Raw genomic sequence first — 20,534 nt, 5'->3', positions numbered from 1 at the left:
TGGAAGCCGAGCGACTGGAAGCCGAGCGACTGGAAGCCGAGCGACTGGAAGCCGAGCGACTGGAAGCCGAGCGACTGGAAGCCGAGCGACTGGAAGCCGAGCGACTGGAAGCCGAGCGACTGGAAGCCGAGCGACTGGAAGCTGAGCGACGAGAAGCTGAGCGACGAGAAGCTGAGCGACGGGAAGCTGAGCGAGGGGAAGCTGAGCGACGGGAAGCTGAGCGACTGGAAGCCGAGCAACGGGAAGCCGAGCGCCTGGAAGCCGAGCAACGGGAGGCTGAGCGGCTGGCGGCCCAGTCTCCAGCACAGATGGCCGTGGCGCCACCCCTGCCGTCGCTGAATTCACGTGAACTGCGTGCGGATGAAACCGTGGTGTTTGTGGTGGATGACTCCAAGGTGGTGCGGGTGAAAACACAACGCGCTTTGGCTCCGCAGGGATATCAGGTGGTGTTGGCGGACAGTGGCGAAGAGGCAGTGGCCAAGATGGCGCTGCATACGCCCCATGTGGTCATCACCGACGTTGAAATGCCGGGAATGGACGGGTTTGAGCTCACGCGATACGTGCGTGCTTCCGCCACTTTGGGGGCGATTCCCGTCATCATGATCACCTCGGCCGATGACCGCAAAGCCGCTGCCGATGCGGCGGGCGTGACGACCCTGCTGGGTAAGCCGTATGCCGAGGCCGACCTGATCGCATGTATTGAGCGCGCCCGGCTGGCGGTTCAGGTGCCGGCTTAGATCCGCTCATGGGTGGGCTGCACGTCCAGCCAGCCCAAACCCTGGCGGGCGACTTGGGCGAGAACGCCAGGGTCGCCCGTCGAACTCAACCGCAACCCCCCGACCTCTTCAGGGGGCATCGTTCCGGCCCAAAGTCGGGCGGCCTGTTGGGCAACGGCCGCCTCCACCTGGATCAGTTGCACACCGGGGCCCAGTTCGGCCTCCCACAGTGGTCGAATCAGGGGGTAGTGGGTGCAGCCCAGCAGGGCGGTATCCACGGCGTTTTGCCGCAGAGGCTCGCAATAGCGGTGAATGAGGGCCCGCAAGGCCGCACTGTCGACATCTCCCGCTTCGATGTGCTTGACCACGCCCGAGCACGCGACCGATGTGATTCGGGCGTCGGCGGCATGCCGGGCAAGCAGGCGGGCAAAACGTGGGCTGTTGACCGTCGCAGTGGTGGCCAGTACGCCCACGCGACCGGTACGACTGGCGGCGACCGCCGGTTTGATGCCGGGTTCGATGCCGACGATGGGGACTCCCGGATGGCGGACCCGTAGCGCGTCGGCCGCTACGGCCGTGGCGGTGTTGCAGGCGATCACGATGAGTCGCGCTCCCCGGGCAATCAAATGGTCGGTCAGCGCCAGGCTGCGTTCCAGAATGAAAGCGTCAGCGCGCTCGCCGTAGGGGGCATGGGCGCTGTCGGCCAGGTAGTGCATCGGTACGCCGGGCAAAGCCCGACGCAGGGCGGCGAGCACCGTGAGCCCGCCAACGCCTGAATCCCATACACCCACCGATGGTTGCACCTTGACCTCACGCAAAAAATAGAACGACCGTTCTATTTTGACTGCAGGTTTGCCCCGAAACCCCCTGTACCCCCTGGGGTCGACCCCTAGAATGCCGGCAGTTTTTCCCTTCTTGGAGACCGGGATGAAAGTACTGGTGCCCGTCAAGCGGGTCGTGGACTACAACGTGAAGGTGCGCGTCAAGGCCGATGGCTCGGGCGTGGACATTGCCAACGTCAAGATGTCGATGAACCCCTTCGACGAAATTGCCGTCGAAGAAGCCGTTCGACTGAAAGAAAAGGGCGTTGTGACGGAAATCGTCGCCGTCTCGTGCGGTGTGAGCCAGTGTCAGGAGACCCTGCGCACCGCCATGGCCATTGGTGCTGACCGCGCCATCCTGGTGGAGACCGATGCCGAGTTGCAGCCCCTGGCGGTGGCCAAGATCCTCAAGGCCTTGGTCGAGAAGGAAGCGCCGCAGTTGGTCATCTTGGGCAAGCAAGCCATCGACGACGACTGCAACCAGACTGGCCAAATGCTGGCCGCGCTGACCGGCATGCCGCAAGGCACCTTCGCCTCCAAGGTCGAGGCCGTGGACGGTGGCGTGAACGTCACCCGCGAGGTGGATGGCGGCTTGGAAACGGTGAAGCTGGCCCTGCCGGCGGTCATCACGACCGACTTGCGCTTGAACGAGCCGCGCTATGTGACGCTGCCCAACATCATGAAGGCCAAGAAGAAACCGCTGGATACGGTCAAACCGGCCGATCTGGGTGTGGATGTGACGCCGCGCATCAAGACGCTGAAGGTCGCCGAACCGGCCAAGCGCAGCGCGGGGATCAAGGTGCCGGACGTGGCCACCTTGGTGAGCAAACTCAAGAACGAAGCGAAGGTGATCTAAATGGCCGTTCTCGTCATTGCCGAACACGACCATGGCACCCTGAAGGGCGCCACCCTCAACACCGTGACGGCTGCCCTGGCCTGCGGTGGCGATGTGCACGTGCTGGTGGCCGGTCACAACGCGGCGGGTGCGGCCCAAGCCGCTGCCGCCATCGCTGGCGTGGCCAAGGTGCTGCACGCTGATGGCGCTGCGCTGGCTGAAGGCTTGGCCGAAAACCTCGCCGCTCAAGTGGTGGCCCTGGCCTCTAGCTACAGCCACATCCTGTTTCCGGCCACGGCCAGCGGCAAGAACGCCGCACCGCGCGTGGCGGCCCTGTTGGATGTGGCCCAGATCAGCGACATCACCAAGGTCCTAAGCGCCGACACGTTTGAGCGCCCGATCTACGCGGGCAATGCCCTCGCCACCGTGCAGTCGGTCGATGGCATCAAGGTCATTACCGTGCGCAGCACCGGCTTTGACGCGGCGGCTGCCGGGGGCAGCGCGGCAGTGGAAGCCATTGCTGCGGTCGGCGATTCGGGCAAGAGCAGCTTTGTGGGCCGTGAGACCACCAAGAGCGACCGTCCCGAACTCACGGGTGCCAAGATCATCGTCTCGGGCGGTCGCGCCATGGGCTCCAGCGACCAGTTCAATGCCGTGCTGACCCCGTTGGCCGACAAGTTGAACGCGGCGCTCGGCGCCAGCCGTGCCGCCGTGGACGCCGGCTACGCACCCAACGATTGGCAGGTGGGCCAGACCGGCAAGATCGTCGCCCCGCAGCTCTACATCGCCTGCGGCATCAGCGGCGCGATTCAGCACCTGGCGGGTATGAAGGATTCCAAGGTGATCGTGGCGATCAACAAGGACCCCGAGGCGCCCATCTTCAGCGTGGCGGACTACGGCCTGGAAGCGGACCTGTTCGCGGCAGTGCCCGAACTGGTCAACAGCCTGTAATTCACTGCACCCGATCCCAGGGCGCCGCCACCCCCGGGTGCCGGCGCCTTTCATTTTTCTGGAGTCATCATGAGCTACACCGCCCCCGTCAAGGATCTGCTGTTCAACATGGCCCATCTGGCCGACCTCGACAGCCTGACCCAAATCCCCGCGTTTGCCGATGCCGGTCTGGACACCGCCCAGGCTGTTCTGGACGAATGCGCCAAGCTTTGCCAGGATGTGATCGCGCCCCTGAACCACGACGGGGACAAGAACCCCAGCAGCTGGGCGGACGGCAAAGTCACGACCACGCCGGGATTCAAGGAGGCCTTCCGTCAATATGTGGAGGGCGGTTGGCAAGGCCTGGTGCACCCCACCGAATTTGACGGTCAGGGCCTGCCCAAGGTCATTGCGGCTGCCTGCCAAGAGATGGTCAACAGCGCGAACATGAGTTTCGCCCTGTGTCCGCTGCTGACCGATGGCGCCATCGAGGCGCTGCTGACGGCGGGCAGTGACGAGCTCAAGCGCCGATACATCCCCAAGATGATCGATGGCAGCTGGACGGGGTCGATGAATTTGACCGAGCCGCAGGCGGGGTCGGACCTGGCCCTGGTCCGTACCAAGGCCGAGCCGCAGGGTGACGGCACTTACAAAGTCTTTGGGACCAAGATCTTCATCACCTACGGCGAACACGACATGGCCGAGAACATCGTCCATTTGGTGCTCGCGCGCGTGCCGGGCGCGCCGGCCGGGGTGAAGGGCATCAGCCTTTTCGTTGTGCCCAAGTTCTTGGTCAATGACGATGGCTCCCTGGGCGCACGCAACGATGCGCACTGTGTGTCCATCGAGCACAAGCTGGGCATCAAGGCCAGCCCCACGGCGGTGCTGCAGTTTGGCGACCACGGGGGTGCCATCGGCTATCTGGTCGGCGAGGAAAACCGTGGCCTCGAATACATGTTCATCATGATGAACGCCGCCCGATATGGCGTGGGCGTCCAAGGCGTGGCGCTTTCCGAACGGGCCTATCAGCAGGCGGTGGGCTATGCGCGCGATCGGGTGCAGAGTCGGCCGGTTGATGGCTCGCAGGCGGCCGCGGCAACCATCATTCATCACCCTGACATTCGCCGCATGCTCATGACCATGCGGGCCCTCACCGAAGGCTGCCGCGCCATGGCCAGCACTGCGGCGGGCGCTTATGACCGCACGCATGCGGCGGGTGATCAAGAGGCGCAGGCGTTCTATGAATTCCTGGTGCCGTTGGTCAAGGGCTACAGCACCGAGATCAGCCACGAGGTCACGTCCCTGGGCGTACAAGTCCACGGCGGCATGGGCTTCATCGAAGAAACGGGTGCTGCCCAGCATTACCGCGACGCCAAGATCCTGACCATCTACGAAGGCACGACGGCCATCCAGGCCAATGACCTTGTGGGACGCAAGACGCTGCGCGATGGTGGCCAGTACGCGCGCACCGTGGCGGCGATGGTGGAGGCCACGGAGTTGGAGTTGGCTCAGGGGAGCGAAGCGGCACATGCGATGCGGGCCAACCTCAGCCATGCCCGTCAAGCCTATCTGGCCGTGGTGGATTTCATGGCCGAGAACGGCCGCAGCAACCCGAACGCGGTCTTTGCCGGTTCCGTGCCTTACCTGATGCTGGCTGGGAACTTGGTGGCGGGTTGGCAACTGGCGCGCGCCCTGCTGGCGGCTGAGAAGGAATGGGCGGCCGGCAACGACACCGCATTCATGCAGGCCAAGATCACCACCGCGCGCTTCTATGCCGAGCACATCCTGCCGCGCACGGCAGCACTGCGTGACGCCGTGCTGAACGGCGCGGGCTCGGCCCTGGCCCTGCCGTTGGAAGCCTTCTAATCATGGCGCTCCCCAAGATCCTGCAAGGCCTGCGGCTGCCGGTGGTGGCTTCGCCGATGTTCATCGTCTCGGTGCCGGCGCTGGTGATCGCCCAGTGCAAGGCGGGCATCGTCGGCTCCATGCCGGCGCTCAACGCCCGCCCAGCTGAGCTGCTCGACGAGTGGTTGGCCGAGATCACCGAAGCCCTGGCGGCCCACAACCGGGCCCACCCGGAAAGCCCGGCGGCGCCTTTTGCGATCAACCAAATCGTGCACAAGAGCAACGACCGCTTGGAGCACGACATGGCCGTGTGCGCCAAGTACAGGGTCCCGCTCATCATCACCAGCCTGGGCGCACGGGAGGATGTCAACCAGGCCGTGCACGCCTGGGGGGGCCTCGTGCTGCACGATGTCATCAACAACAAATTCGCCAAGAAGGCCATCGAGAAGGGCGCCGATGGTCTGATCGCCGTGGCCCACGGCGCCGGCGGTCACGCCGGAGTCAAGAACCCGATCCCCTTGATCCAGGAAATCCGTGAGTGGTTTGATGGGCCGCTGCTGCTCAGTGGGGCCATTGGTACCGGCGACGGCATCCTGGCCGCGCAAGCCATGGGCGCCGACCTGGCCTACATGGGCTCGGCCTTTATCGCGACCACAGAGGCGCGGGCTGCCGCGGAGTACAAGTCTGAAATCGTCGGCGGCACGAGCGACGACATCGTCTACACCAACCTTTTCACGGGGGTGCATGGCAATTACCTGCGAGGCTCCATTGCGCGTGCAGGGCTGGACCCGGACAACCTGCCAGCGAGCGACCCCAGCAAAATGAACTTCGGCGGCGGTGCGGCAGCCAAAGCCTGGAAGGACATCTGGGGCTGCGGCCAAGGCATCAACCCGGTCAAGGCGGTGGTGCCGACGTCCGAACTCGTGGACCGGCTGGCCCGCGAGTACCAAGCCGCACGCCAGCGCTTGGCGCTTTAAAGGCCGGCACTCATTCGGCGGCGCAACTGCGGTTGCGCCCTGTGCGCTTGGCCTGGTAGAGCGCCTGATCGGCGGCCCGAATCAGGGCCTCAGGGCCTTCCAGCGCATGGGCCACGCAGGTGGCGTGCCCGATGCTGACCGTGACGCTCTCAGCCGTGGGCGAGGGGGCGTGATCGAGGCCCAAGGCTCGGATGCTGTGGTGACAGACGGTGGCAATCTGGGCTGCGGCCGTCGTGTCCGCATCCGGAACAAGAATTGCAAATTCTTCCCCACCGAAGCGGGCCACCAAGTCCGTCGCCCGCGTGATGGAGGCCTGCAGCGCCTGGGCCACCGCCCGGATGCACTGATCGCCGTCCACGTGCCCATAGTGGTCGTTGAAGAGCTTGAAGTGGTCGATGTCGATCATCAGCAATGAGAGTGGACGGCCGTGCCGTTGGCTGCGCCGCCATTCCAGTGCCAATCGCTCATCAAAGGCCCGACGGTTCGCAATCCCGGTCAGGCCATCCTTCATGCTCATCTGCCGCAGCTCTTCGGTGCGCTGAGCGACTTTCTCTTCGAGACTTTCGTAAAACCGGGCATTGAGCATGGAAATGGCGGCTTGGGCGCTCAGCGCCTCCAGGGTGCGCTGCTGTCGTAGCGTGAAGGCATCGCTGAGCAGCCGGTTCTCCAAATAGACCAGGGCCACCAATCGCCCCTGGGTCAGAACCGGGAGGCACAGCACCGATTGCGGCTGCAGCGCCTGCCAATAGGCGCTGCGGGCAAATCGGGGGTCTTGCGCGGGTTGATTCAGCACCAAGGTGCTTCGGGTGAGTTGCACGTACTCCAGCAGCGGCATGGGGAGCCAGGTGTCATCCGCAGTCAAGGCTTGAGCCAAGCGCTGCGAAATTTGCAACTGCCCGGCGCCCAAGCTGCCTTGAACCTCCAGTACCAACTCCCCCTCGTTGCAGCTGATGATGGCGCCGGCCTCGGCCCCGGCGTTTTGCAGCAGCAAGCTCAGCATGGTTTCGAGCAGGGTGTCGAGGTGGATTTGCTGGGCCAGCGCCTGGTTGGCTTTCAGCAGGGAGGCCAGGTCGACGGCATTGGCGCTCTCGCTTTGGGTGCTGCCCAACGAATGACCGGTCGTGGCGCTGTGCCGCTGCACCACGCGGAACGACAGCTGCGGCCATTCGGTTTCGAGTTGCTGGCACTTGACCGAGGCACCCCAGCGCCGGTAGTGGAAGTGGGCCTCCCGAATGAAATTCGCCGCCAGCTGCTGTTGCCCCATCCCCTGCCAAAAACGGGCATAGCGCTCGTTGGCCAGGGCCTCGTCCGCGGTGAACTCGGCTTGGGCGGCGGCATCAATGGCCTGGGCGAACAGGTCCATCGCGTGGCGCTCATCGCCCTGGACCCGGGCGAGCTCGGCGGCGATCAGGAGCGCCCGGTGGTGGAAGTTGGTGCGGCAGCCGTGGGCCCAGGTCTCAAAGCTTTGCAGGTGCGCTTGGGCGCGCGCCAACCCATCGGGGGCCTCCCCAAACCCTTCGCGCAGCAGGCCCAGGGCTTCATAGAAACAGGCCTCGACGTACGTGGGGCTGTCGGGTAGCACCAAGCCGATCATCGGCACGTTCGGCACATGGTGGCGCCACAGCTCTGCGGCCCCCAGCAGGTAGGCATGTCGCAACCAAGCGGCGCTGTAAAAGGCCAACTGAATGCCAGGCGAGCGCTCATCGCCCTTGAAGAAGGCGCTGGGGCTGAACTCGGCGCTCTCAAAACTCAGCGGGCCCTGCGTGTGGCCGCGCAGCGCCCGGAGCGGCTGCAGCACGCCGGTGAGCAGCATGGCTTCGGTGCTGGGCTGCAGGGTGCGTTGCAATACGCGCTGGGCACGTTCGGCTTCGGGTTCCACTTCTTCCAGCGGCGCGCCGTAGATGAAGCGGTTGACGGCCCGCAGCAGCACGCAGTAGCCGGTGGAGAGCGGGTTCATCCCGCTCAGCCCCAATTCAATCGCGCGGTCGAGCAGGGGCAGGCTGTCCTGCAAGGGCTCACCCCAGTGTTGGTAGAACGGCCCGAAGTATTGATAGACCGTGATGCGGTAATGGCGATCGGGCCTCGCCTCGGCAATGCGCACCGCCATGCGCCCCATGCGGTGCACCTCGGTGTACGGCAGTTTCATGGCGGCCATGGCCGTGGTGTAGGCCACGCAGGCCACCGCCGTTAAGTCGCAAAGCCCGTATTGCAAGCTGGTGCGCACCATGCGGCTGGCGTCCAGCAAGAAGGTGCCAAAGCAGGCGCACTGGTAGCTGGCGTGGGTCAAGCCCAGGTAAAGGCGCATCTCCATCAGGCGCGCCGGGTCTTTCATTTCTGGGAGTGCCAGCCAGTCCGTGTGGGCGTGGGCCGCCAGCAAGGCTTGCGTCTGGGCGAATTCTTCCGGGAAGGCGGCCATCGCCTGCGCATCCTCCTCCGGGAAGGGGCGCCCGACCAAGGCCAAACCCTGGCGCAGAACGGGCAGGGCGGTCAGGAAGTGCCCCTGAATGCACAGCTGTTCGGCTTGCACCAAGCAGATTTCGGCGCGCAACACGGGGTCGGCACACTGGGCATGCACCTGGGGGTAGACCGCCAGGGCGGCCTCAAACTGCCCAGCCAGATAAAGGGCCTCCGCCAGTGCCTTGTAGACCCGCTGGGTGCCGACGGGGTCCTGCGCCCAGGCCTCGGCGGGGAGGAGCTTCTGGGCCAGCTTCAGGTGCTGGGCCGCCGCCGCGTAGGCGGACGAGGCTTTGGCGCGCAAACCGGCCTGCAGGTTCAGTCGGCCCAGGGCTTCGCGCTCGGTTGGCTCCACCAGGAGGTTTAGTCCTTGGTTCATGCACTCCAGCACCACGAAGAGGCGGTCCTCGAGTTCCGCGGCCTGAAGCCCTCGCTGCAGGCGGCGCCCGCAGTCGAGTTGCAGTGCGCTGCGGTCGTCCGCAAGGGTGAGCGCATGGGCGGCCTGCTGAACCCGGTCGTGCAGGAAACGGTAGCGCGCGCGCTCCAAGAGATCGGGGCTCTCTTCGAATTTGTAGCGCTCGCCCAGCGGCAGCACCAGACCCGCGGCCAGGGCCGGCCACAGCCGGGCAGCAGTGGTGCGAGCGTCCTGGCCACACAAGAGCATCAACTCGCCCAAGCGAAAGCCCTCGCCCAGGTGGGCGACTCGGGCCAGCAAATCCCGCGTGTCCTGGGGCAGGCTGCGCAGCCGGGTGAGCATCAGCTCCACGACGTTGGCGGTCTCGTCGCGGCCGCGAATGCGCTCCAAGTCCCAGACCCAGGCGCCGGTGGGGCGGTCGTACTGCAGATCGCCCACTTCATGCAGATGGCGCAGGAATTGGCTCAGGTAGAACGGGTTGCCGCCGGTCTTGGCATGGCAGAGCGTGGCCAGTGGGGTTACCGAGCCAGGCGGGCGGTGCAGGGACTCCCCCAGCCACTGTGCGACCTGACTCAAATCTAAGGGGGGCAAGAGCAACTGCTCAACAGGGCGGTGGCGCTGCACCAGGTGCAAGAGTTCTTGCATGGGGTGGGTGGCGTCCACCTCGTTGTCGCGGTAAGCGCCGACGATCAGCAAGCAGGCGCGTTCGTCACCGGTCAGCAACTGCTCCATGAGGCGCAGGGTGGGGCGATCGGCCCACTGCAGGTCGTCCAGGAACAGCAAGACCGGGTGGGCCTGCGCGGCCACGATGCGCACAAAGCGCCCAAAGGCGATGTGAAAGCGCTGCTCGTTTTCGACGGGAGGCAGCACGGGCAGCGGGGGCACGTCGCCGAGCAGCAGGCGCAGTTGCGGAACGATCTCCGTGATGGCCGCCGCGTGTTCCCCCAGCGCTTGGCCCAGCTGTTCGCGCCAATAGGCGCGTCGAACCGGGTCCTCGACTGCCAGTTGCTCCATCAAGGGATGAAACGCCTGCACCAGCGCCGCGTAAGGCTGCTCGTGGTTGAACTGGTCGCACTTGCCGCGCAAGAAGTAGCCGCGCTGCGCCAACACCGGGCGGTGCAATTCGGCCACCAGCGCCGACTTCCCCACACCCGAAGGCCCCGCCACCAGCAGCAGCTGAGCCTGGCCGCTGCGCGCGTGCTCGAACGCGGCCAGGATGTTGTGGATCTGTGCCTCCCGTCCGATCAGACGCTGCGAGACACTGAACCGTTCGGGAACGTCCTGCTGGGCCAGCGCGAAGGGTTCGATGCGCCCCTGAACGCGCAGTTGTTCCGCGCAGTGGTCCAAATCCGCCTTGAGCCCATGGCTGCTTTGGTAGCGCTCGTCGGGGTTTTTGGCCAGCAGCTTGTGCACCACGGCACAGAGGGGCTCCGGCACCTGCGGGTTCAATTGGTGCAGGGGCGGCGGGGGCAGGGCGATGTGGGCATGCAGCAGGGCCATGGAGTCACCCGACTGGAACGGCCGCTGCCCGCCCAACAATTCGTACAGCGTCACCCCCAGCGCATAGAAGTCACTGCGGTAGTCCACCGCCAAATTCGTGCGCCCCGTTTGTTCGGGCGACAAGTACTCCAGTGTTCCCCGGGGGGCACCTTCTCCGCTGCGCCGGGTTTCGCGGTCCAGCCGGGTCGCCAGGCCAAAATCACACAGCTTCAAGCGGAACGTCGCCAAATCCACCAGCACGTTCTTGGGCGCGATGTCGCCGTGAATCAAGTGCTGGGCATGGACCGCCCCCAGGGCTTGGCACAGCTGAATCGCCAGTTGAAGGCGCTCGCCCAAATCCAGGGCATTGCGTTCGATGAGTTGCGCCAAGCTTGTGGACGCAAAGTGCTCCAACACCAAGACCACGCTGCGGCCGTGGGGCTTCAAGTCCAGCGCTTTCAGAATCCATTCGGAATCCAAGGTGCGCAGCAGGCTGTGCTCGTGTCGCCACCGCGCCAGCAGGTCGGGGGCGGGTTGCTGGGTGTCGAGCACCTTCAGCACCCGCCACTCGCCCGTAGCCGCCTGCGCCAAGCAAACCACCGTTTCGCCGTGGGCGTAAATCACTTCCTGCAGCGTGAAACCAGCGATTTGCATGGAGGACGTCTGAAAGGGGGCTTGGGGCGGAGGGCCAGCATACGCTTTTGGGGCGGGTGCGGCACCCCAGGGTTTTGCCAGCGGAGCCCCGTGATTAAGGCGGGGCTCAGCGCCCGGCACCCCCTCCGGACGCCGGGTTCTCCAGCAATCCCCGTCCGCGTTTGTCACGAAAACGCTTCGCCAGCGCGGCGCGGGCGGCGGGGTCGCGGGGCATTCGGGCGTTGAGCGCTGCGATCTCGCCCTGCATGAACAGGTCCCGTGCGTAGTCTTGCATCGGGCTGGCCGAGTGACAGGCCAAGTCCTGTTCAATCCAGGGCTGACTCTGCTCGATGAATTCGTGCGTTGCCCACTGAGTACGCGCTTCCGTCTCCTCTGCCCGGGCCGCCCAGTCTGTCGACCGACTCGGCGCCGTCCGCGCCAGCGCCAGTAAGAGGGTTTCGTCAAAGGCATTGCGGCGCAGCAGAGGCCACAGGTGGTCCGCCACTTCGCCGCAGCGATGGGGGTCCCCGCCCCTTGCGCTCAGACTTTTGCACAGACCGGTCAATGCGGACCAACGACCGGCCTGCGTGGCGGCCCACAGGCCGATCAAACCCACACTTCGGGTGGTCCGGCGCAAGCCGGGCGGCAGGTCCCCTTCCAAATTCCAGAGTCTTTGGATGAACTCCACCTGGGGGTTGCGACTTTCGCGGGCCGTCATCAGCCGATCCATGTAGAGGTGCACGGCGGCCGGTTCAGCGTTGCGTTCGGGGGGTGAATATTGAAGCGCCTGAAGGTTGTGGGGCTCGACCTCCAACCAAATTTTGAGCGCGGCTTGACACTTGGGGTCCGTGTGTGAAGACCAGCAGGCGCTCTGCGCGGCCAGCCCGACCACGTAGGGCAGGCGGGTGCGTTGGGCCAGGTCGGTCAGTCGGTCTACAACCGCAGCGGTGTCGGCCCCTCGGTTGCGCACCATCCAGAGGGTCTCCGCCGTGGCCTGTGAGGCGGGGTCGGCTTGGGCGCGCAGGGTCTGCTCCCATTCGCGAGTCAGGTCGGCCCAGGCGACGCGCTGCTCTTTCTCTAGGGCCTCGGAAATGCGCTCGGCTGATTCACTCGAGGGTCCTTTGCGCGAGGCCCCGGCGGTGACCTGGGTGCCTTGATCACACCACGCCCGATCCCGCTCCTGCCAGCGTCGTTCGCGCTCGGTGAGAGGCGCAGATGGGGGAGTTGGGCGCGTGCTCGGGGCAGTCGGCAAAGCTGTCGGGTTGAGCGCCAGCGACGCTGAAGGCCGCGAGGCCTGCGCGGCGGCCGTGTTGGGCGCGCCGTCGGCTTGCTCCAATTGGACTTGGTGCCGTGCGGCTAGCCACAGCCCCAACAGGAGCGCGAAGGCCAAAAACGTGAAGGTGGCGATCCTTCGTTTTTTCCAAGTCATCGGAGGTCTCTAACGGTCGTCTCCCTGAAGGCCCGCGAGTATCTGGGCGGCAAATGGATGCTGCGCTGCGGGTTGGCCCACGGGCTTCAGGAGCGGGGCAGCAGGGGCAGCGGGCTGTTTTTCAGGCAGCGCAGTACGAAACTGCTCTTGCTGTGGCGGATGCCGGGGATCTTGTAGAGCCGTTCGCGCAGCAGGCGTTCGTAATCGCGGGTGTTTTCGACGGCGATGCGAATGATGTAGTCGTAGTCGCCTGACACCAAGTAGGCGTCCAGCACTTCGGGGATGTCCGCCAGCGCACGGCCGAAAGCGAACAGCGCTTCGTCGGAGTGGCTGTCCAGGGTGACCTGCACGATGACCGTGTCGCCCAGCCCCAGCTTTTCGGCATTCAGGCGCACGGTGTAGCCCTCAATTACGCCCGCTTCTTCGAGCCGCTTGATGCGGGCCCAGCAGGGCGAGCTGGTCAGGCCGACGGTTTTGCTGAGCTCGTTCAGGCTCATGCGCGCGTCACGCTGCAAGGCGGCCAGAATGGCGCGGTCAAACTTGTCAAAGGTATTCATGCTGTAGATATTTATTATCAAAGAATACTTTGCTGATTGAATGCATTTTCACAGGCAAATCAGCAGCCTTTTCCGGATCAAATTCGGCAAAGTTGTGGGCATGAATGCTCCCCTTTGCGCTGCCGCGTTGCAGAACCTCGTCGCCCCGCCTCGCGCTGAAACGGGGGCCGAGCGGCTGATCCGGGTCCTGTTGGAGCTGGGGGTGGACACGGTGTTCGGCTACCCCGGCGGTGCCGTGTTGCCGCTTTACGACGCCCTGCACGGGGAACCCCGCCTGCACCACGTGCTGGTGCGCCACGAGCAAGCCGCCGTGCACGCGGCTGAGGGCTACGCCCGCAGCACCGGTCGGGTGGGGGTGGTGTTCGTGACGTCTGGCCCCGGCGTGGCCAATACCGTGTCGGGCTTGTTGGATGCCCATTCGGACTCCATTCCCCTGCTCGTGATCAGTGGGCAGGTGCGGCGGGATGCGATTGGGACGCAAGCCTTTCAGGAGTGCGATGCGCTGGGCATCACGCGGACGGTCACCAAGTGGAACCATCAGGTGCAGTCGGCTGACGCCATCGAGCCCACCGTGCGCCGCGCGTTCGCGCTGGCGCAGCAAGGGCGGCCCGGGCCGGTGTTGCTCGATGTGCCGAAAGATGTGCAGGCGCAGACGCTGGCGTCGGGCTGTGAGGTTGGCCCACCGGCGGCCTCCACCCCCGCAGGCCCGCCCCCCGTGCTGGACTCCAACGCCACGGCAGCGCTGCGGGCCCGGGCCGAGTTGGCCGCAGTGGCCCTGAGCGCGTCGCGTCGCCCTGTGTTCTATGGAGGTGGGGGGTTGATCAGTGCCGGCGAGGGCGCCTGCCGGGCTTTCACGCAACTGGTGCAGCGCGTCGGTGCCCCGTGCACGCTGACGCTGATGGGGTTGGGGGCCTTCCCCGCCAGTGCCCCGCAGTGGTTGGGGATGCTGGGCATGCACGGCACGGTAGAGGCCAACTTGGCGATGCACGAGGCGGACTTGATCGTCGCAGTGGGGGCGCGATTTGATGATCGGGTCACCAGTCGGCTGCAGGACTTTTGCCCTCAGGCCAGCTTTATCCACTTGGACATTGACCCGGCGCAGATCGGGCGCGTGGTGGCACCGCGCTTGGCCCTGGTGGGGGATTGCGAGGACAGTTTGAACTTCTTGCTGCAGGCCTGGGGCGCGCGGGCGCAACCCGATTTGCAGGCCTGGTGGGCGCAGATTGAGGCCTGGCGTGCGCGCCGCTGCCTGGATTTTCAGGATGACCCGGTGCACATCGTGCCGCAGGCGCTGTTGCGTGCCCTGGCTCCCTGGGTTCGGGCGCGAGACGCCATCGTGAGCACGGATGTGGGCCAGCACCAGATGTGGGCGGCCCAGCACCTCGGCTTTGAGCAGCCTCGGCGCTTTCTGACCAGCGGCGGGGCCGGCACCATGGGGTACGGCCTACCGGCGGCGATTGGCGCGCAAATCGCGCACCCGGACCGAACAGTGGTCTGTGTGAGCGGCGATGCCTCCGTGCTGATGAACCTGCAGGAACTGGCCACAGCCGTTCAGCACCGCGCGGCGGTCAAGCTCGTCTTGGTGAACAACGGTCGCATGGGCATGGTGCGCCAGTGGCAAGAGCTGCATTACGACCGGCGTTACAGCCACTCATACACCGAGGCGCTGCCGGACTTTGTTCAAGTGGCGCGGGGGTTTGGGTGGCAGGCGCGGCAAGTCAGCGCCCGGGGCGAACTCGAGGGCGCGCTCGCCGAATGCTTGCTCAGTGACCAGCCGTACTTTCTGGATGTTCAGGTGCGGGCGGAAGAGAACTGCTATCCCATGATTCCTGCCGGTGCCGGTCACCACGAGATGGTGCTCAGACCCGCTTGAATTTGACGCGCCGGCCGCCACATGACGGGCATGGCTTTACTTGTTGTGCTGGCGTTGGCCTTGGGGCTGATGGCGTGGTGGCTGGCCGAACCGTGGTGGCGGTCCCTGCGGCGGGCCCGGCTGCGCGCGCAACCTTTTCCCGCGGCATGGCGGCGCATTCTGCGGCGCCGGGTGCCGGCGGTGGCACGATTGCCGGCGCCCCTGCAGTTGCGGTTGAAAGGCCTGATCCAAGTTTTTTTGGCCGAAAAACCCATCATCGGTTGCGCGGGTCTGACCGTGACAGACGAGATGCGAGTCACCGTGGCCGCCCAGGCCTGCCTGCCCTTGCTGGGGGCGACCCGGGGCTATTACCCCGAGCTGCGACAGGTGCTGCTCTACCCGGGCGCGTTCTGGGTTGAGCGCCCCGTGAATGAACCGGGGGGCGTGGTGCAAGACCAGCGCCGCGCGCTGGCGGGCGAGAGTTGGGTTCAAGGCCAGGTGTTGCTGTCGTGGGAAGACGTGCGGGCAGGCGCAGCAGATCCCGATGATGGGCAAAACGTGGTGATTCATGAGTTCGCCCATCAACTGGACCAAGTCAACGGAGGGGCCAACGGGGCGCCGCCGCTGGCCTCGGCCGCCGACCATGCCCGATGGAGTGCGGTGATGCAGCAAGCCTTTGACGAGTTGCGGGCCTGCTTGGCACAAGGGGAGCCCTCGCTCTTGGGCGACTACGCGGCCACAGCGCCGGCCGAGTTCTTCGCAGTGGCCAGTGAGTGTTTTTTTGAGCGTCCGGCGGCCCTGCGGGCCGAGTGGCCGGCCGTGTACCGGGAGCTGGCCCGGTTTTATCGGCTGAACCCCGCCGCGTGGGCGGGCGGCTGAACGCGCATCAGCGGGTGCGTGGGCCGGGCCGATCGCCCAAGTGGCGGTCGTGCCAGGGGGACAGAACGGCCAAGGTGACCAGGGCGCCCAGCCCGGCCATGGCCATGTCGGACTGCGTATCCCACGGGTCGCCCTGGGTGCCTAAAAATTCATCGGCACCCTGCCCGAGCATCAAAGCGGCGGCCCATTCAATCAACTCATAAACCGCACTGATCGCCAGGGCAACACACAGCACCAGAAAAGCCAGCATGCGCGGGCCGCGAACGTGGTGACCGCGAACCAGGATTTCACGGGTGGCCAGCGCCGGCACAAGGCCCTGCAGGAAGTGGCCGAACTTGTCATACGGGTTGCGCGAGAGACCGAACCACTCCTGCACCGTGAAGCCCAGGGGCACCCGGGCATAGGTGTAGGCGCCGCCCAGAATCAGGACCAGCGCGTGCAGCGCAATGGCACCGTAAAGCAGGGTGGTCAGGGGGTAGCGGCGCTGGGTCAGGGCCAAGAGCGGTAGCGCCACGATCACCGGCGCCACCTCCATCCACCACGTTGCGCGGTCAAAGGGGGCCCAACCCGAGGCCAACAGGGCCAGGGTCACGCCCAAGGCGCCGACGAAGAACTGGGCCGGCGACAAGGTATGGCGTGGTGAACCGAGGGGGGTGAGCATGATGGTGTGGATAACTTTGTGAGCAACCTGCCGAAAAATGCGCTAAGTGCTTGATTGATCGTCAGCATGAATCATCTCAGAAAGCCCATGTAGTCAAAATAATCTTTTTGAATCAATGGGTTACAAGTTGTCTCGACAGCCCGGGTGATGGGCGCGCCAGCAAAATACCGCCCCCAGATTTTTGGGGACAAGTCAAGCCCCTTAACCCCGTATTTGTCCCCCCGTGGCCCAGGGGGGAGCGTTTGGCCTCGCTGTCGGCAAGATGTTTTTCTTCAACCTGCCCTTCTAAGTCTTTGAATTGACTCGGTTTTCACAAGTATTCACCGATTCTGTGGATAACTGTGTGAGTAACTCTGCCCGGGGGCGCCAAAGCACCTGATTTCATGCGGGTTTGCTTGACCTGCACAAAATTTAGGCAGCAAAAATGATTCCTTATAAATCAATAACTTATATCTTTTTTCTGGTTGTCCATGGGGTCGCAAGCAGGGTGACAGTCGGCTACCGGGTGCGAGCCGGGCTCGGGCCAGAACTGGGGGTAAGTCCGAGGGTGGCGGGCTCAGGTGCGCGAACTTTGTTCGCTCCTGGGGTGTCCCCGGACGAGACGCGGTCATCGCGCGCCTAAAATGCCGCCTTTTTGCGCGCCCCATGACCGCAGCCCGCCTTGAACTCAAATCCACCCAGCTGTCGGCCCTTCAGTTGGCTGTGCGCAGCCGTTCGGTGGCCGAGTTGGTGGCCCAAATGCGCGAGCAGTGGGCGGCAGTTGCGGGCGCGTTTGACGGCGAGGCCCTCTGCCTCGATGTGAGCGAGTTGCCCCCGGGGGCCGGCATGGACTGGTCTGGGCTGGTGGAGGCGCTGCGCCAGTGGCAACTCCGCCCTGTCGCCGTCAGTGGGTTTCAGCATTTGGCGCCCGATGAGGTGGCCCGGTTGTCCGCATTGGGCTTGGCCTTGAGTGACGGTGCCCTGACCGCGTCGAGCGAGGCCGCGATTCCGGCGCCCGCTCCGGCAGCGCCGCCTCTCGCCGCGCCCGCTCCCAGCCCGGCGGGCAAGCCGGCGCTGATCGTGGACCGCCCGCTTCGCAGTGGGCAGCAGGTCTACGCCCGTGATGCCGATCTCATCGTTCTGGGGTTGGTCAGCCATGGTGCGGAGGTGCTGGCGGACGGGCACATTCATGTGTATGGCGCTCTGCGCGGGCGGGCCATCGCAGGTGCGCGGGGGTTTACCGAAGCCCGCATCTTTGCTCACTGTCTGGAGGCCGAGTTGCTGGCCATTGCAGGCACGTTTCGGACCGCTGAAAAGCCCTTGCCGCCGGAGGTGCTGGCCAAGCCAGCACAAGTCCGGTTGGAGGGGGATAAGTTGCTGATGGAGCCGCTGCGCTTTTGACGCATTTCCTGATTTCTGACCCCGATTTTCGAGAGACCAACTGCATGACCAAGATCGTTGTCGTGACCTCTGGCAAAGGCGGCGTGGGCAAGACCACGACCAGCGCCAGCTTTGCCACCGGCCTGGCCCTGCGCGGCAAGAAGACCGCCGTCATTGACTTTGACGTCGGCCTGCGCAACCTGGACTTGATCCTGGGTGTTGAACGTCGCGTGGTGTATGACTTCATCAATGTCATCCAGGACGGCGTCAAGCTCAGCCAGGCGCTGATCAAGGACAAGCAGCACGAGAACCTGTTCATCCTGGCCGCCAGCCAGACGCGCGACAAGGACGCCTTGACGCAGGACGGCGTCAAGCGCGTGCTCGACGAACTGGCCGAGATGGGCTTTGATTACATCGTTTGCGATTCGCCCGCCGGCATCGAGACTGGGGCGCTGATGGCCATGCACTACGCCGATGAGGCCTTGATCGTCACCAACCCCGAGGTCAGCTCGGTGCGCGACTCGGACCGCATCCTGGGCATGCTCAGTAGCAAAACCCAGCGTGCCATCGACGGCCGCGAGCCCATCAAGGAGCATCTGCTGATCACGCGCTACAACCCGAGCCGGGTGGAAGGCGGGCAGATGCTGAGCTTGGACGACATCCACGAAATCCTGCGCACCCCGTTGATTGGTGTGATTCCGGAGAGCGAGGCGGTGTTGCAGGCGTCCAACCAAGGGGTGCCGGCCATTTTGATGAAAAACACCCATGTTGCGGACGCCTACCTGGATGTGATCGACCGCTTCCTCGGCGAGAGCAAGCCCATGCGGTTCATCGAAGCCGAAAAGCAGGGCTTCTTCAAGCGCCTGTTTGGCCGTTGAAGCACAAGGAGCGGTCCATGGGCTTCATGTCTTTTTTCCTGGGCGAGAAGAAGCAGACGGCTTCCGTCGCCAAAGAGCGCCTGCAATTGATCCTGGCCCACGAGCGCAGCGGTCGCAACGCCGGTACGCCCGACTACCTGCCGCAGCTCAAGGCCGAGCTGATCGCGGTGATTAGCAAGTACGTCAAGGTCGATCCCTCGGCGGTCTTGGTGGAGCGGGAGCAGCAGGACAACCTGGAAGTGCTCGCCGTCAAGATCGAGCTCCCCGACGCCCGTTGAGGGTGCGGAGTCCACCCTGCTTAAAAACAGAGCAGGGTGGGTAATCCTGTTATTTATCAAGCACTTAGCGCCATGGCTCAGCCGTCATGCACGGACTTGTCCACAGCTGGCGTGGACAGTGCGCCTCCCGCATCCCCGCCCCGCATCCTGCTGGCGCCCATGGAGGGCCTGCTCGATCATTTGCTGCGCGAAGAATTGACCGCACTGGGCGGGGTCGACGGCGCGGTGAGCGAGTTCATCCGCATCACCGATCAATTGATGCCCCGCCGGGTGTTCACGCGCATCGTGCCCGAATTGCTGCGCGGCGGGCAGACCGAAGCCGGTACGCCGGTGCGCCCCCAGCTGCTGGGATCTGACCCGGTTTGCCTGGCTGAGAACGCCGCCCGACTGGCGGAATTGAACCCGCCGGGAATTGACCTCAATTTTGGCTGCCCGGCCAAATGTGTGAATCGTCACCGGGGCGGGGCCGTCTTGCTCGATGAGCCGGACTTGCTACATGTCATCGTCCAGAAGGTGCGCAGGGCGGTGCCTTCGCGCATTCCAGTGAGCGCCAAGATGCGCTTGGGGAATGAAGACTCGGCGCGCATGCTGGACTGTGCCCGGGCGCTGGCCTCGGGCGGTGCAGCCGAGTTGGTCGTGCATGCGCGCACCAAACGCCAGGGGTACAAGCCGCCGGCGTACTGGGCGGAGATCGGCACCATTCGGGCTGCAGTCTCGATTCCCTTGATTGCCAACGGAGAAATCTGGACGGTTCGCGATGCGCTGCAGGCCCGGGCGGAAAGCGGGTGCGCCGACTTGATGCTCGGTCGGGGGGCTGTGGCGGACCCCAGCCTGCCGCTGGCGCTGCGTGCCCATGATGTGGGGTTGATGTCTCGCTTGGCCCCGTGGGCGGACCTGGTGCCCTCGCTCTGGTCCTACTGGGCGCGCGTTCAAGGGCGCGTGGCCTCCAAGCACCAAGCCGGGCGTTTGAAGCAATGGTTGCACTACTTGCGGCGCACCCACACGGAGGCTGAAACGGTTTACCAGGCGGTGCGCGCGGTGCAAGCACCCGCGGCCTTTGAACAGGCGCTTCGAGCGGCATTGCCACCGCCTGCCGTGGGGGCGATTTCGCCCTGCCAAAAAATGCAGCAAGGCGAGGCTTTGTCAGTCGCGACAAGCACTTAGCCTCTTGCCCCAGACGTCATCCACGAACTTGTCCACAGCGAACGGGGATAGACCTCGATCGTATGGGGGCCTGTCAGTGCGTTTCTGACACCCGCCGGCGGTCAACGCTGACCCCCGGGAGCGACGTTCATCCCTCGTCAGCAGGGGCCATGGGGCCTAACTTGAGCGCAGGGTTTGCCGAAACCCCTGTTGTGGCGCCTGAAGGAGTACATCATGGCCCCCCTCTCCAGTCTGTCCGCTTGCCCGGTTATGGCTTTCGAGTTGCGTTTTCAGTCGCTGTTTCATGTGGGGCGGGGCTTTTGTTTCCCGTGTGATGCCAAAGGCAACGTGGACCTTGACTCACTCAGTGAACACGCCAGAGAAAACTACCTA

At 64.8% G+C, this 20,534-nt stretch carries 16 protein-coding genes; 11 read left to right on the top strand and 5 right to left on the bottom strand.

What is annotated here, in order from left to right; all coding sequences use genetic code 11:
- The coding region (locus I7X43_RS15455) for a response regulator (RefSeq protein WP_198101850.1) at nucleotides 1–737 on the top strand (737 nt) is incomplete at its 5' end.
- Here the strand turns inward: I7X43_RS15455 and murI are convergent.
- Entirely contained in the window at nucleotides 734–1,519 is a 786-nt protein-coding gene (gene murI, locus I7X43_RS15450; protein WP_310737586.1) for a glutamate racemase, read from the bottom strand. The genes I7X43_RS15455 and murI overlap by 4 nt on opposite strands.
- 124 nt (nucleotides 1,520–1,643) lie before the next feature.
- On the opposite strand from murI, the gene I7X43_RS15445 reads away from it, so the two are divergent.
- The 4 genes from I7X43_RS15445 to I7X43_RS15430 all read left to right on the top strand — a co-directional run bounded on the left by I7X43_RS15445 (nucleotide 1,644) and on the right by I7X43_RS15430 (nucleotide 6,124).
- Nucleotides 1,644–2,393: an electron transfer flavoprotein subunit beta/FixA family protein gene (locus tag I7X43_RS15445; protein ID WP_198101848.1), complete on the top strand. Its 750-nt coding sequence runs from the start codon at nucleotides 1,644–1,646 to the stop codon at nucleotides 2,391–2,393.
- Nucleotides 2,394–3,323, top strand: coding sequence for an electron transfer flavoprotein subunit alpha/FixB family protein (locus tag I7X43_RS15440; RefSeq protein ID WP_198101847.1), 930 nt, complete (start codon nucleotides 2,394–2,396; stop codon nucleotides 3,321–3,323). It abuts the gene before it with no gap.
- 69 nt (nucleotides 3,324–3,392) lie between these two features.
- On the top strand, nucleotides 3,393–5,168 hold the full coding sequence (locus I7X43_RS15435) for an acyl-CoA dehydrogenase (protein WP_198101846.1): 1,776 nt from the start codon (nucleotides 3,393–3,395) through the stop codon (nucleotides 5,166–5,168).
- 2 nt (nucleotides 5,169–5,170) lie between these two features.
- Nucleotides 5,171–6,124 carry an NAD(P)H-dependent flavin oxidoreductase gene (locus I7X43_RS15430; RefSeq protein WP_198101845.1) on the top strand — a complete coding sequence of 318 codons (954 nt, stop codon included), beginning with the start codon at nucleotides 5,171–5,173 and terminating at the stop codon, nucleotides 6,122–6,124.
- Between the two features lie 10 nt (nucleotides 6,125–6,134).
- On the opposite strand, the gene I7X43_RS15425 is transcribed toward I7X43_RS15430, so the two are convergent.
- The 3 genes from I7X43_RS15425 to I7X43_RS15415 all read right to left on the bottom strand — a co-directional run bounded on the left by I7X43_RS15425 (nucleotide 6,135) and on the right by I7X43_RS15415 (nucleotide 13,091).
- On the bottom strand, nucleotides 6,135–11,126 hold the full coding sequence (locus tag I7X43_RS15425) for a diguanylate cyclase (RefSeq protein WP_198101844.1): 4,992 nt from the start codon (nucleotides 11,124–11,126) through the stop codon (nucleotides 6,135–6,137).
- 106 nt (nucleotides 11,127–11,232) lie between these two features.
- A complete protein-coding gene (locus I7X43_RS15420; protein ID WP_198101843.1) occupies nucleotides 11,233–12,534 on the bottom strand; it encodes a hypothetical protein in 1,302 nt (433 codons plus the stop codon).
- A gap of 86 nt (nucleotides 12,535–12,620) precedes the next feature.
- On the bottom strand, nucleotides 12,621–13,091 hold the full coding sequence (locus tag I7X43_RS15415; RefSeq protein ID WP_198101842.1) for an Lrp/AsnC family transcriptional regulator: 471 nt from the start codon (nucleotides 13,089–13,091) through the stop codon (nucleotides 12,621–12,623).
- 100 nt (nucleotides 13,092–13,191) lie between these two features.
- Here I7X43_RS15415 and ilvB point away from each other — a divergent pair, with 100 nt between their 5' ends.
- The gene (gene ilvB / locus I7X43_RS15410; RefSeq protein WP_198101841.1) at nucleotides 13,192–14,964 is read left to right on the top strand and encodes a biosynthetic-type acetolactate synthase large subunit; all 1,773 of its coding nucleotides are present in this window, start codon (nucleotides 13,192–13,194) and stop codon (nucleotides 14,962–14,964) included.
- A gap of 30 nt (nucleotides 14,965–14,994) precedes the next feature.
- Complete coding sequence (locus I7X43_RS15405) at nucleotides 14,995–15,822, top strand: M90 family metallopeptidase (protein WP_198101840.1); 828 nt, start codon at nucleotides 14,995–14,997, stop codon at nucleotides 15,820–15,822.
- A 7-nt stretch (nucleotides 15,823–15,829) separates the two neighbouring features.
- On the opposite strand, the gene I7X43_RS15400 is transcribed toward I7X43_RS15405, so the two are convergent.
- Entirely contained in the window at nucleotides 15,830–16,483 is a 654-nt protein-coding gene (locus I7X43_RS15400; protein ID WP_198101839.1) for a DUF2238 domain-containing protein, read from the bottom strand.
- Nucleotides 16,484–17,128: 645 nt separating this feature from the next.
- On the opposite strand from I7X43_RS15400, the gene minC reads away from it, so the two are divergent.
- The 4 genes from minC (at nucleotide 17,129) to I7X43_RS15380 (ending at nucleotide 20,162) form a co-directional block, all read left to right on the top strand.
- The gene (gene minC / locus I7X43_RS15395) at nucleotides 17,129–17,863 is read left to right on the top strand and encodes a septum site-determining protein MinC (RefSeq protein ID WP_198101838.1); all 735 of its coding nucleotides are present in this window, start codon (nucleotides 17,129–17,131) and stop codon (nucleotides 17,861–17,863) included.
- A 44-nt stretch (nucleotides 17,864–17,907) separates the two neighbouring features.
- Nucleotides 17,908–18,720: a septum site-determining protein MinD gene (gene minD, locus I7X43_RS15390; protein ID WP_198101837.1), complete on the top strand. Its 813-nt coding sequence runs from the start codon at nucleotides 17,908–17,910 to the stop codon at nucleotides 18,718–18,720.
- 17 nt (nucleotides 18,721–18,737) lie between these two features.
- Nucleotides 18,738–18,998 (top strand): cell division topological specificity factor MinE, encoded by a 261-nt coding sequence (minE, locus tag I7X43_RS15385; RefSeq protein WP_198101836.1) that lies wholly within the window; start codon nucleotides 18,738–18,740, stop codon nucleotides 18,996–18,998.
- 159 nt (nucleotides 18,999–19,157) lie between these two features.
- Nucleotides 19,158–20,162 carry a tRNA dihydrouridine synthase gene (locus I7X43_RS15380; protein ID WP_198101855.1) on the top strand — a complete coding sequence of 335 codons (1,005 nt, stop codon included), beginning with the start codon at nucleotides 19,158–19,160 and terminating at the stop codon, nucleotides 20,160–20,162.
- Nucleotides 20,163–20,534: the final 372 nt, after the last annotated feature.

Origin of the sequence: Inhella gelatinilytica (assembly GCF_016093295.1) — a bacterium.
Classification (GTDB): Bacteria; Pseudomonadota; Gammaproteobacteria; order Burkholderiales; family Burkholderiaceae_C; genus Inhella; species Inhella gelatinilytica.
The sequence above is the reverse complement of the archived record's forward strand: the minus strand, read 5'-3'. Positions and strand labels throughout refer to the sequence as shown.